Raw genomic sequence first — 15,190 nt, 5'->3', positions numbered from 1 at the left:
CTTTATTTTTTTAAAATAATATATAAAAAGAATCGATTGAGTAAAAATGATTTTACCTAATCGATTCTTTTTTTGGCTGAGAATTATGTCCCAGCCCCAATTTTTTTAAATATCTCTTTTTCTTCTTTTCAATAAAACGAAACCAATTAGACTCATTAATCCAGCGACTAAGATTGGCTGGTGTCCAGATTCACTTCCTGTATGTGGAAGTTCCTCATGTAGATGATGCTTCTCTTCATGTTTCACATGCGCTTTTCCATTATTATTTACTTTATTAGATATTGTACTCATCACTTTAAATTTAGGTTTTTCATTTACAACCTTTGGTACGACTTCATCAGTCTTTGGTGATTTCTCTTTTTCTTCTTCCATTCTAGGTGAATCTTCTTTTACTTTTGGCGCTGGTTTTAATTCATTATCTTTCTTAGGCACGTTATTTTCAGGTGTTTCTGGAACATCTGGTTGTTCCTCTTTTGGTTTATTTGGATGAGGCGGCTGAGTATCCTCTTCTTCTACAAGGACACCTTTCGTATGACCATTTTCTATCATAATTGTATCTTCTATAATTTCGATAGGATCATGTGCGCCGTTTTCAATAGATGGTCGATCATTATCAGTATCTTCTTCAAACGTCATATTGTTTGAACCATTTTCTGTGCCAATCTCACTTATAATATTAATAACGTTACTGTCTTCAACTTCTTCGATAGTTCCGTTAACTTCTCCTTTAATCTCACCATTACCTGTGTCTTCTTCAAAGTCAATCAAATGATTATCTTCAACAATGTCAATGATGCCATCAACATGACCCGTTTCACCTTCAGGAGTTGTGATTTCTACAATATCAATATGATGATTGTCTTCAATTTCTTCAATTACACCTTCAGCATGTCCAGAGATAGAAGGCGGTAACGTATTTTTATCTTCGAACTCAATTAAATGATTGTCAGTCATGTATTCCATTGTATCTTCTAATGTTGTATGGTCTGAAACAGCACCCGTAATGATACCTTTCGCTGTATCTTCTTCATATTCAATAACATCACTTGTGTGATTCGTTTGACCACCTCCCGCATGCGTATCTTCTTCAAATTCAATCACACCTGTAGCATGATTTGAACCATGAAGTGTATCTTCAACAATTTCAACAGGACGCGTATCTTCTGTTTCCTCAGTATATACATATTCCCCATTTCCAGATATCGTCTCTTGAGTCACATAATCTAAATCAATAGGTTGACCAGCTTGAATAATAGGCTCAGTAGGTTTATCCTTACCACTACCACTCGCATTGTTAGAGTAGAATTGGACACCATTATTCCAAGTTAGCGTGCTCGGGTAGTAATAATAATTATTATAATAATAGCCTGATAATTGAGTTTGTAAATTTAAATTAGGTGCATTAACATCGTATTTACCATAATACTGAATCACATATGTTTCACCATTAAGTCTTTCAAAGTCTAATTTATATGAACCATCTGAAACATTTAGGTTCATAGTATGAGTCACATCTTCAAAATCATTCTTATTAAAGTCTACATAAACACTTTTAGCTAAATTTGATTGACCTTTATATTTATAAACTTTAATATTAGGTCGTTCATAGCCGTTATAATTACCTTCTGTAATTCTACCTGTTACAGATACTGAAGTCATATTTTTCTTTTCAGGATTAATGTAGGCAATATGGTTAATAGTTCCATTATTTTTGTCGAGTCTATCTATTCTACCATTTATACGCATCCCATTATTATCTCCAACACCATTTAAATATTGCACATTAAATTGTGATTCGGTTTTGGAGTTATTTATAGTAGTTGATACAGTTTGATTTCCAACGTTTAGAACTACTGATGGCTTAAAATATAAATTAATAGATAATTGAGCTTTAATATCTCTTCTATTTGTAACATAATTAGAAAACGTATATCTAATTGTTTTGTCGTTAAATAAATACCCTGTAGCAATAATCGAAGTATTATCTTTAATATCCGGCATATAACGCTTAGTACCAATACCCATTGTATCCACATTATCACTTAATTTAATGTCAAAATAATCTCCTTGTTTGATGCTATCATCAAACTTCAAGTTATAATCAAGCGTCACTCTTTCAGCTTGGTGAGGATTTATTGTTGTAGCACCATTTTGCCCTTTAATTGATCCTTGTTCAACGGTAACTTTATTAGATACATCTTGTCCTTGAATCACTTGTTTATTTTCAGTGCTTGTCTGTGTTGGCGACACTGTTCTTGGTGCGGCTACTTCAGTTGGCTTATTTTCATTTGAAGTGATTGCGCTCGGCTCTATAATTTCATCATTGTTTGTTTGATGTGAATTATAGCTTGCTTCTAATTTTGTCGACTCGTTTTGAGTTTCACTTTTAAGTAAACCTGTCTCTGCTTTAGTCCCTTCTAACGTCTCACTCTCTGAAGTTGTACTTTTATCAGACACTTCAATTGCCTGGTTCCCACTCGTTTCTGATGCGTGTGCTTCAGATTGATCAGTTACCCCAATCACTGCAATTGTGCCTAAAGCGATTGAAGCAGCTCCGATGCGATATTTTCTAATGCTGTACCTTTGTTTGTTGTTCATAATTTGCAAATCCACCTTTTAATATTTTTGATTAATAAAATAACTTTTATGCCCTGTAATATTTAAAAAAGACAATAAAAAAACTACTTCGCTCAAAGTAGTTTTCATCACTAAATATCTAACTTACAAAAATAATTATATAGCGTCATTTTTAGTTTTACAACATAGTTATATTAAATATACCTTAAGTGATTTTTAAATATGTTTAACACATTATAATTGCGTATATTGCGCCCTTTTTCCTTTTATACCAGTACTTTCACTGTCCTTCTAGCCTTCTAAAACCCTTAAATCTAAATTAAAATATAATAATTATTGGGATGTAATTGGTATTCACTCATAGAACTACAATCGTGATTATTTTTTAAATAGGGACGTTTAATGAATAAAAAAGAAGCTAAAACATTTGCTTTAGCTTCTTTGAATATTACATTCCTACTATCGTCATATTCTGTTTTCTCTTGTTAATAGACGTTGATGAAGATAAACGCTTAATTATTAATTCTGGCATAGATATTTTTGATACGTAATGCATAGGTGCATGTTCTAAGTATTGACGGTAATGTCGGTAACAATAATCTGTCATTATCACACGATACGTATAGTCTCGTTTTAAACTGAATTGAGTTACTCGTTTGTTGACTGGTTTTGAGACATCTATCGTGAAATCGAATCCTTTCCAAAACAAGAAATGTGTCGGATCAATACCGTTTAAAGTAAGTGCATCATTTCCACTATGCAAATAAGCCACACTTTTTTCGATTAACATTTTAATAACTTCCCCACTTAATGTCAAATCTATCAAATGGTCAGGGTGAGGATAAATGTTAAAGATATCTTCATGTTGTAATGGCGTTACACATCCTTTTGAAGAAGGTAATGGTAAATGTACGCAACTGATATCAGTTGGATGCTCATTTTGGATGCTTTCATGTAACAATTCAATGAATGGATGCGGGTGTTTTAACAATTCCTCGAAAGCCGTAAACCGTGCATCTAGATGCAGTCCGTTTATCATCTTATTTTTCCAAGTTTGAACTGCTTTCCGATCATATTTAGTCATCTCTAATAATGCTTCATGTTCTTCGTATTGACTGAGCGTTACGATTTTTGGATTAATATCAATCGTCTCATAAGAAGATTGTCTACGTCTAAATGTTACTTCTACATGAACGAGATGTTCGCCGTTTTGTCCAGCCCGGACAACTAATGTGCCATCTTCATTTTCAATTGTCGTTTCTTGTTGGTGGCCTGTAATAAATAAATCTACAATCCCTATATTTCTCAACATTTCATCTGTTTTTGACTGATTAAGGTGTTGCGATGTGAGAACACCTCCGTGAAATAAGACTATGAGAAAGTCAGGTGCTTCAGCTTCATAAATATAACGAATCCAACGTTTTGCCGATACCGTTGCACGTTCAATCGCAATATCTTTCTCCATTTCAACGTTTTGATTTTTCACTAATGTTTCAGAAGTTAATCCAATCACTGCAATCCGTAAATCCTTAATTTTATGGATGATATACGGTGTTGAAAAATAAGGTTCATGCGTCATCGCATATTCAATATTGGCGGATAACCATGGAAAACGAGATAAAGCAATCGAACGATTTAAAAAATCTAAACCGAATTTAAATTCATCTGCACTTACACCACTCGCATCATACTCTAATGCGTTCATGACTTTTATCATCGGATGCCGTTTGTGTGGCGCGATTAACGCATAATAAAATGCGACAATATTTCCAGCTAAGCTCCCTCCATTATCCAGTAAAAGAACGTGCGGTTCACGTTCACGTACTTTTGAAACATACGTACCTGCACGATAAATATGGGAACCCACTTCATCGTTTAAAATATGACTATGAATATCGGATGTCGCTAATATGTTTAAACGTATCTCTTCATTTTGACGCATAAACAGAACTCCTTTTTGTCATTTGATTTTATTTTATCATAATTTAAAATGTGCAATCATTTGCCTTTTACTAATTTAATCATAGGTCAGAAATATCACTTCACATAAAAAAATGGGTATGAAAACAAAAGTTTCATCCCATTTCTAAAGTTTTGAATTTGTTATCCAATTTGAACACGTTCTTTAGGGAAATGAAATTTGGCTGGTTCCCGATTTCCACTGAACATGATAATAAATGATATAAGACCGACGCGTCCGATAAACATGAGACACATTAATACCACTTTTGACACGCCACTTAAATCTCCAGTTATCCCCGTTGACAAACCACATGTCCCGAATGCCGACATAATCTCAAAGTAAATATGAATGATATTAAATTGACGCCCTTCAACGAGAAGCATAATAAACATGCCTAAAAACGTGAGAAATATCGCAATCGCAAATACGGCGAAAGAGCGCTGTATATCTTGTGAATGAATTTCTCTGTTAAATGCTTTCACACCAGATTTTTCAGCATTTGGTTTGTAGTTAATTAAAAATAAAATAAGAATCGCAAATGTCGTCGTACGGATACCCCCACCTACTGAGCTTGGTGAAGACCCTATGAACATGAGCCCACCCATAAATAAGTTGGTCGCATCTGAAAATTGCGAAACGTCTATCGTTTGTAACCCGGCACTACGGGTTGTAGATGACTGAAAAAGTGCGTAGAAAAAGGATTCATGCCAGGAGTGACCTTTTAATACACCGTGACTTTCAATTAATAAAATCCCAATCATTCCTACGATTAAAATCGCTAAATACGTCACTGTTGTTATTTTAGTAAATAATGTAAATCGAAAGTTAGGAATACGATTGGTAATATACGCTTTTACTTCAAGCAATACTGGAAATCCAATAGAGCCAAGTATAATTAAAAAGATGATAATTGTTTGTACAAAATAGTCCGTCGCATATGGTATTAAAGACTCCCCAGTTATATCCAAGCCACCATTTGTGGTTGCTGAAACTGAAACAAAAATCCCTTGAATAATAGATTCTTTAATATCGTGAATATCTCGGTAAAAATAAAATGAAAGTAAGATTGCGCCCACTGCTTCAATTAGCAACATCGCACGTACGATATCTATAATCAATTTTACCGTTCCACTCATCGATTCTTTATTGTTATCTAACATGATTAATTGACGCTCTCGAATCCCGATATGTTTGCCTAATACGACCCATAACAACGTACCAATAGCCATTACACCAATACCACCAATATTTAAAATCAGTAAAATAATGATGTAACCAAACGTGGAATACGTTTCAGAAATATTGACAGGCGTTAGCCCTGTGACACTTACACCCGAAACAGCTACAAATAGGGTGTCAATCGGCGCCACTTTGACACCTGGTTTATGTACACCTGGGATATTTAACAATAAGAATGCGACAATAATCGCGACTAGATAATATAACACAATCCCTTGTTGTGGGCTTGCTTTTCTAAAAAGTTGGTTCACTATCGACACGATTGTTCACTCCACATTATTTCAATTTAAACGCAATGTTCTTTGTGTGACCTTGACGCATCACCTTTAATTTTAAAGGTTTAGATGTATCTGTATGTCTAAAAAGTTGTTGTTTATAAGTTAATGTATCTTTAATCGGCTGACCATCTAATTCTACTATTATATCATCTTTTTGTAATCCTGAATCTTTCGCAGGACTTTTATTTTCAATTTGTTTAACAATCACACCTTGATTAACGTCTTGTGGCAGTTTCAATGTTTGACGCTCATTTTCGGTTAATTCCGTAATATTTTGCATACCTAACCATGTATTAGGATACGTGATTTTACCATCTTTTTCCAATTGTTTTGCGACTTTAAGCGCATCATTGATCGGTATCCCAAAGGCCATTCCTTCCACATTTGGCATCGTAATTTTTAATGAAGCGATACCTACGACATCACCATTTTGATCTATAATCGCGCCACCTGAATCTCCAGGATTAATAGGTGCATCAACTTGAAAAGCGCGAAGTAACATATCATATTGGTTATCTTTATCAATATCTACCGGCACATTTCGATTTAATCCTGAAATGATCCCTTCCCCGACTGAATTATAAAAATCTAATCCTAATGGATTTCCCATAACTATGATGGGCTCACCAAGCACCAATTTATCGGAATTACCCGTATGTATCGGTTTTAACTGTTTTGCCTTATGCGCCGGCACTTTTAAAACTGCAATATCTGACCATTTATCCGTACCGACAACCGTCGCTGAAACTTTCTTATCTGTTAAGTATGTTAGCGTCTGTGTTTTACTCGTACCGATGACATGCGCATTCGTTAAGATATAAAGAGAGTCGTCTACTTTTTTGTAGACGACACCTGATCCAGTTTCATTATTTTGTTGCGACTGATTTTTCACATCTTGAACGTTTACTGGCGTAGATTGTGACTGACTTTCAACAGCTACCACTGAATTTAAAGCCGCATTGGCATGTTCCATCGTTTTCGTTATTTGTTTATGGGTACCTTGTTCTTTTTGTTGATGTTCAAGCGTAGTACGTACATTATCATCACTTCGATTAACATTATTAAAAATAGCGAACAAGAGCACTAAAATGAGTATGGCTGCTAAGACAATTAGGATTTTTGCCCATTCTTTAGTAATGAATTGTGTGATTTTTTCAGTCCAATCTTTTTTTGCAGAATAGCGATGTTTGTCTTGTTCATCACGTAAAACGTTGTTATCGTGCTTTGAAGACGTTTCAGATGTTTGAGAACGTTTTTTATTTTCAGTTGGAGTATGTTTTTTGATTTCTTGCGCTTGCTGTTTATATAAGTTCGATTGTAGCGCGTCATTTTGATTCGAAGCCGATTGTTCAGCATGTGTATCATTTTCATGAAGTTGACCTGTATTGACTTTGTCTTCATGTGTAATTTTTTCGATACGTGCTTTTCTTAAATTATCTTTCACACGCTCTTCATTATTTTTCACTTGTGCTTTTTCACGCTCTTTTTTTAAGCGTGTCGCTTCCTCTTCTGCTTTAATGCGCGCTTCACGTTCATCATTATGGAAAAATTCACGTCTTTTACGTTTATATTTGTGTCGTGGAATGACATGTTTTTTATCTTGATCCAATGTTCACGTCCTCCTCAATATCGTGTGCTTAAATATTATTATGACATATTGGCCTTCAAATTTCTTTAATAATCTATCCATAATTGTTAAAAATTTATGATACCTATCGTTAGATCATCGTTTCCAAGTAAAGCCGTCACCATAATAAAAAGCGAGGCTGTTCGTGCCTCGCTTTTCATCAATCTATTTTGTTTGTTTTTTATTTTTTTTAACTGAAGTCAACCAACCGATGACAACTAATCCAATCATGACAACCCAGAATATAATCTGCCATAAAGTTGAGTGTGGAAAGTCATGTGGAATCACTGCGATATCTTTATGCGCCAATACTAACACGACCAATTTAATACCAACCCAGCCTACAATGGCAAATGCTGCACCTTCTAAGCCTGGATATTTATTAAGCAATTCTACAAAAACAGTTGCTGCATAACGCATTAAAATAACACCAATTAAGCCACCAAGGAACATGACACCGAATTGACCTGCATCCATACCACCAAAATGCACACCTAATTTTGGTAACGTCACAGCAATTGCTAATGCCGCGAGCATAGAATCAATTGCGAAAGCGATATCTGCAAATTCAACTTTAGCGACTGTCCCCCAAAATTCTTTTGCACTCACTTCTTTTTCAGCGCCAGATTCATCAAAATGATGGTCATCATTATCTGGTGTATCCTCATGGTGACTTTTACTTTTGTAAAACTGGTACAGATTTTTAATTGACATGTAAATTAAATAAACAGCACCTGCTGCTTGTATCCACCAAAAGTTCACTAAAATACTAATCAAGAATAATGCAATAAAACGGAAAACAAATGCTCCTAACAAACCATAAAACAAGGCCTTTTTACGTTGTTTTGGCGGTAAATGTTTAACCATAACTGCCATAACCACTGCATTATCTGCTGCAAGTAAACCTTCTAAAAAAACAAGGACTAAGACAACGCCTGCATAGGTTAACAATATCGTTAAATCCAAACTAATTCCTCCTATTATATGAGATTTATCGATGAAATCATTTTATTTCAAGTCGACGCTCATTTACTTTTGCATAATTAAAGAGACCCATGCTAAATACATAGCAAAGGTCTCACTCAGCAAAAATATTGCCCGCTTTACCGGAAGAAAATTCTTCGTAATGACGACAAAGCGTTTTTAACGTTAAACGTTAAACAAGTTACTCCCCTCTGACAAAACTGTCATAGGTATTTAATTATGATGTGATTATTATACCCAATTCGATGAGAAAAAAACAACCATTTATTTAAATTTGGAAATACTATTACAATAAACTATACAATTCAATTTCAGGGAATTTATCTTCAAACCAACGTGTCGCAAATTCATTTTCAAATAAAAATACTTTATTATCATAACGGTCATTTACAAGTATTGAACGACTTGTATTCATTTTTTCTTGAATGTCGTCTTCATTATGAATCCAACGTGCAATCTTTTTACCTACCGGCTCCATGACCACATCCACGTTGTATTCATTTTTCATGCGATGTTCAAACACTTCAAACTGTAATTGACCAACCGCACCTAAAATGACTTGGTTTGTATGTGGTGATTTATAATACTGTATCGCGCCTTCTTGAACTAATTGTTCAATACCTTTATGAAAATGTTTTTGTTTCATTACATTCTTAGCCGACACTTTCATAAAGATTTCTGGCGTAAACTGTGGTAAAGCTTTGAAATTAAATTTTTGATTTCCACCCACTAACGTATCACCGATTTGATAATTTCCAGTGTCATATAACCCAATAATATCGCCTGCAACGGCATGGTTTACAGTCTCTTTATCATCTGCCATAAATGTCGTTGAACGCGTAATTTTTTGTTTTTTATTTGTACGCTGTAACTTAACATCCATACCACGTTCAAAGGCACCACTTACAACACGCATAAATGCGATTCGGTCACGGTGACGTGGGTCCATGTTCGCTTGAATCTTAAAAATAAACCCAGAAAATTGATCATCAAAAGGGCTAACATCGATATCTTCTTCAGTTTGACGCGCATGTGGCATTGGTGCATGATCAACATAGGCGTTTAAGAAATTTTGAACACCAAAATTTGCAAGTGCTGAGCCAAAGAATACAGGTGTTAAATCGCCTTGTTTTAAAGCCTCTGTATCAAACGCTTCTCCAGCTTCATCAACTAACATTAATTCTTCAATCGCTTGTTGGAACACACTATCTTGCGCAATATCATGAGCTTCTTCAAGTTCATAATCTTCATTAATGTGTAAAATATTCTCTTCATCTCTAAAAGGCTCAATCGTACGTTCTTTACGGTCAATAATACCAAAGAAATTTTGTCCCATACCAATAGGCCAGTTCATTGGATACGTTTCAATACCAAGTGTCGTTTCAATTTCATCAAGTAAGTCAAAAGGATCTTTACCTACACGGTCCAATTTGTTAATGAAGGTAAAAATAGGAATGCCACGCATTTTACATACTTTGAATAATTTAAGTGTTTGTGGCTCAATCCCCTTTGCACAGTCGATGACCATGACCGCACTGTCTACCGCCATCAGTGTACGATACGTGTCTTCTGAAAAGTCTTCGTGACCTGGTGTATCAAGGATGTTAATTTTATAATGATCATAATCAAACTGCATTACAGAACTTGTAACTGAAATACCACGTTCTTGTTCAACTTTCATCCAGTCACTTGTCGCAAATTTACCTGTCTTTTTACCTTTAACTGTCCCCGCTTCACGAATGGCCCCACTAAAATATAATAGTTTTTCTGTTAATGTTGTTTTCCCGGCATCCGGATGCGAAATGATTGCAAACGTTTTGCGGGATTGAATTTCATCTTTAATACTCATCATTGTTCTCCTTTATACTTCTTGTAACCAATGCGTTATACGTAAAGCAAGGGTGTTCGCTTCATCCTCATCAATGACATTGAATAAGTGGACAAACAAATGTTCAGTTAAACTTTCGCCATATAACGCTTCATCAATTAAAATTGACCAATTTAAATCTGGAATAGAAACTACATAATAATCCTCTTTTTTATTTTGGTAAATAAAAACTTTTGCAGAATAATGGTCGCTATGCGATTCTCTAATTTTCAACAGGACCACCTCCAAATTTTTTATAAGCCGCTTCAAGACCGATTAAGTCATCACGATGTGGGACTTTTACGTGTCCTGGCATAATTTGATACGGTTCACGCCCTTTTGATGCCAAAACGACTGTATCTCCTGGCTCTGCAACATCAATCGCGTGTTTAATTCCTTCAGCACGGTCTGTAAATTCAATATAGTTATCATGCGTGGCACCTTTTGCTAACTCTGCAGTAAGCATTTTAGGGTCGTCATTTGCTGGATTATCTGGCGTGAAAATCACATAATCAGCACGTGAGGCAACACGCCCCATTTCCGGTGTTTTCGTTAAATCGCGTTCACCTGCCATCCCCACAAGAAAGATAAGCTTTTGTTTAACAAACGGTTTCACAGCATCAATAAGCTTTGTCATACCATCTGCCGTATGAGCATAATCGATAATTAAATCAATCGGCAAATCAGAGTCAAGTACTTCTAGACGTCCTTCTACAGGTTCTAAATCAGCCACAATGCGCGTAATGGTTTCTAAATCAGTGCCTTTTACCCAAACACCTAACATTGCTGCCATTAAGTTCGCGATATTAAAACGGCCTACATATGGTGATCTCACGGAATATGTCCCAAATGGCGTAACAAAGTCGAATGTAACCCCTTGTAGTGTTTCGTGAATATTCGTTGCCATAAATTGCGCTTCATTATCTATACCATATGTGAGTGTCTCATATGGTGTCACTTCCATTAAATATTGAGAAAATGAATCATCTGCATTCACAATTGCATATTTGTCTTGGGATAAATCTTGACCTAATTGACTAAATAATAACGACTTCGCATGACCATAAGCTTCCATAGTACCGTGAAAGTCGAGGTGATCTTGTGTTAAATTAGAAAAAATAGCGACATCAAATGTGACACCTCTTAAACGTCCTAGCGTTAAACCGTGTGAAGACACTTCTAATGTCATAGCCTCTGCGCCAGCTTCTACAGCTTCATTTAAACGCTTAGTTAATGAAACGGTTTCTGGTGTCGTATTCGCGCCTTTTGTTATTTTTTCATTAATTTGAAACCCATTTGTACCTAAATAGGCACTTCCTTTACCTAATTTACGGTAAATGTGATGAATCATCGTTGCGATAGATGTTTTACCATTAGTTCCTGTTACACCTATAGTAGTTAACTTTTGGCTAGGGTAATGATAGAGTTGATGCGCAAGATGACTGGCAACTCTTAACGTATCAGGAACTATAATTTGAGTGACATCGCCTTCTAACGTAAGCGCGCGGTTAACGACAATTAAACGACACCCTGCATCTACAACTTGTTGCGCGAATCGATGACTGTCTACAGTATAGCCTTCTGAAGCCACAAAAATGCTCCCCACTTTAGCAGTCCTAGAATCCGTAGTAATATCAACAACATCACGGTCTAACGTTCCAATCACTTTTTTGATTAAAATTTTCTCAAATAATCGTTGCGCATTCACTTAAATCTCTCCTTTTAGTTACACTCACTCATTATACACTTTTCTCTTTAAAATCATATATGAACCAGCACATTTTTACTATTGAAACGTGCACTTGAGATCGGATATTTTATTATTTTAATTTTCTCAACTTAACATCATGAGATGTCTCCATACATCAACCTACTACAGACGTATTCACTTTTTTGTTGTGTCTATGTTATGTATATATTAAAATATAATAATGGATTTGTTTACGTAAAAATAATTTAAAGTTACACATACGTGATTTATAGGTAACTGAATATCATTTTTCACGTTTAATGTACCAATATAAACATGAAACGTATTAAAAATTTTAACATCTATTACTATAGATTAAAATTGTAATAATTTTGTTAGGATTAAAATAATCTTTTCACAAACAAACAATAATAAGTTACACTAAATGTGTATCCAAAGGTATTTATCAACATATCTGTTGCAATATTCTGTAAGACACAGAAAACTTTTAATGGAGGGTGGCCAATCATGGTGACACAAAAGAAAAAATTATTAATCATTACTGGGTCATTTGGTAACGGACATATCCAAGTCACTAACAGCATTGTAGAACAACTCAACAACCTCAAACTAGATAACCTATCTGTGATTTCACATGATTTATTCTTAGAGGCGCATCCTCTACTTACAACTTTAACTAAAAAGTGGTATATCAATAGTTTTAAATATTTTCGACGCATGTATAAAGCATTTTACTATAGTCGTCCTGACGAATTAGATAAGTGTTTTTATAAATACTATGGTTTGAACAAATTGTTGAATCTACTTTTAAAAGAGAAACCTGATTTAATTTTATTAACATTCCCTACCCCTGTAATGTCCGTGCTTACAGAACAATTCAATATGAATATACCTATTGCAACAGTAATGACTGACTATCGCATGCATAAAAACTGGATTACACCAAATTCTGCGCGCTATTATTTAGCGACGCATGATTTAAAATCTGAATTTGAAAATATTGGTGTTCCATCAGAAACGATTAAAGTAACTGGCATTCCTATCTCAGAAAAATTCGAAACACAAATCGATACTTCTGCTTGGCTTTCACAACATCATTTAGATCCAAATGCGCAAACAATTTTAATGTCAGCAGGCGCTTTTGGCGTATCAAAAGGCTTTGACCAAATGATACAACGCATTTTAGATGAGAGCCCGAATGCACAAGTCGTGATGGTATGTGGTAAAAGTAAAGAATTAAAACGGCAATTATCATCTACATTCAAAAATAACCCTAAAGTGTGCATTTTAGGTTTTACAAAACATATGAACGAGTGGATGGCTTGTAGTCAAATGATGATTACAAAACCTGGTGGCATTACGATTTCAGAAGCTCTTACGAGACAAGTACCAATGATTTTCTTAAATCCTGCCCCTGGACAAGAGTTAGAGAATGCCTACTACTTTGAAGAAAAAGGTTTTGGTCATATCGCCTATACACCTGATGAAGCGATTGATATCGTGACACGCTTAACACATCAACCGCAACAACTTAAAACAATGGTAGAAACGATGTCATCATTAAGAACACGGTACGCCACTCAACGTTTATGCGAGGATTTATTAGATTTACTTTATGATGCTACTGAATACGAAAAAGTTTACGGAAAGGTTCCTTTATATGCAAAATTACTCGTCAAATAACGATAACTACATGAAAAATTTTTATTTACTACTAGTTATCCTCTTTTTGATGGAATTTGCGCGCGGTATGTTTGTATTAAGTTATTTACCTTTGTTACCGACTGCTACAAGCATCGCAGTCGGTATCACTTCTGTCGCAGTTTCCATCCATTTTATTGCAGATTCAATTTCTAACTTTATCGTAGGATTTGTGTTAAAGCGTTTAGGCACAAAAATTGTGTTAACAGTTGGATTCATTCTTGCATTAATGAGTCTATTTCTGATTATATGGTTTCCTACAGCACCGTTCGTTCTGATTTTAAGTGCGTTAATGTTAGGTATAGCCGTGTGTCCAATTTGGGTAATTATGCTTGCCAACGTGCAAGAAACTACACGTGGAAAGCAAATGGGCTATGTATATTTCGCATGGCTTGCTGGTTTATTATCCGGTATGATTGCTATGAATTTAATCTATAAAGCCCATCCAACGCATTTTAACTTTATTATGACGTTATGTGTAGCTATCGCTTTTTTATTATATATGTTTGTGAAAGTGACATTAACTGCATATAATCCTAAAAATGTTAAACAGCAGTTAAGACAAATTGTTAGTGTTTCTAAAAGGCATTTAATCTTATTCCCAGGAATTTTAATCCAAGGTATCGCAATTAGCGCCTTGATTCTTGTACTTCCTATTTATGCGATTAATATGATTGGTGTTTCAACCGTAGAATACACCCTTGCAATCGTTATTGGTGGCATTGGTTGTACGATTTCAATGTTATTCTTATCTAAGATTATCGATCATTATTCAAAATCATTCATGCATGGTGTCATTTTCTTTGGCTTTTTTATATATGCCAGTGCGATTCTTTCATTCGCATTTTTTCATCAAATCATGATCGTTTGGATAATAGCCTTTTTTATAGGGTTGCTCTACGGATTACTTCTTCCAGCTTGGAATACGTTTATGGCGAGTTTCATCCATCCAAGTGAACAAGAGGAAACTTGGGGTGTGATTAATAGTATCCAAGGATTTGGGGCAATGATTGGCCCATTACTAGGGGGACCAATTTCTCAATTTACAGGTAGCCCTGTATACACATTTTACTTTGCAGCGTTGCTCATTTACTTTTTAGCCTTCTTCTATGGCATATATTTTTTAAAGCAGCATCGCCATTCATAATCAAAACCACCCGTGTGAACGGGTGGTTTGTTCTGCGGCTGAAAGCCTCTGTTACTGACCAGCCCTTGTAAGGGCGCTGAAAAGATCAGCCAACTG

General features: G+C 35.1%; 10 protein-coding genes and 1 riboswitch. Of the genes, 2 read left to right on the top strand and 8 right to left on the bottom strand.

Annotated features, from left to right (window positions below; all coding sequences use genetic code 11):
* Nucleotides 1–105: 105 nt before the first annotated feature.
* The 8 genes from CD172_RS12715 to CD172_RS05915 form a co-directional block, all read right to left on the bottom strand.
* Nucleotides 106–2,598 (bottom strand): fibrinogen-binding adhesin SdrG C-terminal domain-containing protein, encoded by a 2,493-nt coding sequence (locus CD172_RS12715; RefSeq protein WP_103345763.1) that lies wholly within the window; start codon nt 2,596–2,598, stop codon nt 106–108.
* 427 nt (nt 2,599–3,025) lie between these two features.
* Nucleotides 3,026–4,519 (bottom strand): bifunctional metallophosphatase/5'-nucleotidase, encoded by a 1,494-nt coding sequence (locus CD172_RS05945; RefSeq protein WP_103345762.1) that lies wholly within the window; start codon nt 4,517–4,519, stop codon nt 3,026–3,028.
* A 161-nt stretch (nt 4,520–4,680) separates the two neighbouring features.
* Nucleotides 4,681–6,039, bottom strand: a complete 1,359-nt coding sequence (locus CD172_RS05940) for a TrkH family potassium uptake protein (RefSeq protein ID WP_060550698.1) — start codon at nt 6,037–6,039, stop codon at nt 4,681–4,683.
* A gap of 16 nt (nt 6,040–6,055) precedes the next feature.
* On the bottom strand, nt 6,056–7,666 hold the full coding sequence (locus tag CD172_RS05935; RefSeq protein WP_103345761.1) for a S1C family serine protease: 1,611 nt from the start codon (nt 7,664–7,666) through the stop codon (nt 6,056–6,058).
* Nucleotides 7,667–7,849: 183 nt separating this feature from the next.
* A complete protein-coding gene (locus CD172_RS05930) occupies nt 7,850–8,650 on the bottom strand; it encodes a TerC family protein (RefSeq protein ID WP_060550696.1) in 801 nt (266 codons plus the stop codon).
* 118 nt (nt 8,651–8,768) lie between these two features.
* Nucleotides 8,769–8,872: riboswitch (yybP-ykoY riboswitch) on the bottom strand.
* A gap of 82 nt (nt 8,873–8,954) precedes the next feature.
* Nucleotides 8,955–10,517 carry a peptide chain release factor 3 gene (locus CD172_RS05925; protein WP_060550695.1) on the bottom strand — a complete coding sequence of 521 codons (1,563 nt, stop codon included), beginning with the start codon at nt 10,515–10,517 and terminating at the stop codon, nt 8,955–8,957.
* A gap of 12 nt (nt 10,518–10,529) precedes the next feature.
* On the bottom strand, nt 10,530–10,769 hold the full coding sequence (locus CD172_RS05920; protein ID WP_039646457.1) for a YueH family protein: 240 nt from the start codon (nt 10,767–10,769) through the stop codon (nt 10,530–10,532).
* Nucleotides 10,759–12,243 (bottom strand): UDP-N-acetylmuramoyl-L-alanyl-D-glutamate--L-lysine ligase, encoded by a 1,485-nt coding sequence (locus tag CD172_RS05915; protein WP_103345760.1) that lies wholly within the window; start codon nt 12,241–12,243, stop codon nt 10,759–10,761. The genes CD172_RS05920 and CD172_RS05915 overlap by 11 nt, the downstream gene beginning before the upstream one ends.
* 510 nt (nt 12,244–12,753) lie before the next feature.
* Here CD172_RS05915 and CD172_RS05910 point away from each other — a divergent pair.
* The gene (locus tag CD172_RS05910) at nt 12,754–13,929 is read left to right on the top strand and encodes a diglucosyl diacylglycerol synthase (protein ID WP_103345759.1); all 1,176 of its coding nucleotides are present in this window, start codon (nt 12,754–12,756) and stop codon (nt 13,927–13,929) included.
* On the top strand, nt 13,907–15,094 hold the full coding sequence (ltaA, locus tag CD172_RS05905) for a lipoteichoic acid biosynthesis MFS flippase LtaA (RefSeq protein WP_103345758.1): 1,188 nt from the start codon (nt 13,907–13,909) through the stop codon (nt 15,092–15,094). Before CD172_RS05910 ends, ltaA begins: the two co-directional genes overlap by 23 nt.
* Nucleotides 15,095–15,190 lie beyond the last annotated feature (96 nt).

Origin of the sequence: Staphylococcus agnetis, assembly GCF_002901865.1 — a bacterium.
Lineage (GTDB): Bacteria > Bacillota > Bacilli > Staphylococcales > Staphylococcaceae > Staphylococcus > Staphylococcus agnetis.
Note: the sequence above shows the minus strand (reverse complement) of the source record. Positions and strands in the feature narration are given on the sequence as shown.

Excerpts from the sequence above, each read along its gene's own strand:
- CD172_RS12715 (WP_103345763.1), bottom strand. The coding sequence starts at position 2,598 with ATGAACAACAAACAAAGGTACAGCATTAGAAAATATCGCATCGGAGCT.
- CD172_RS05945 (WP_103345762.1), bottom strand. The coding sequence starts at position 4,519 with ATGCGTCAAAATGAAGAGATACGTTTAAACATATTAGCGACATCCGAT.
- CD172_RS05925 (WP_060550695.1), bottom strand. The coding sequence starts at position 10,517 with ATGAGTATTAAAGATGAAATTCAATCCCGCAAAACGTTTGCAATCATT.
- CD172_RS05910 (WP_103345759.1), top strand. The coding sequence starts at position 12,754 with ATGGTGACACAAAAGAAAAAATTATTAATCATTACTGGGTCATTTGGT.
- ltaA (WP_103345758.1), top strand. The coding sequence starts at position 13,907 with ATGCAAAATTACTCGTCAAATAACGATAACTACATGAAAAATTTTTAT.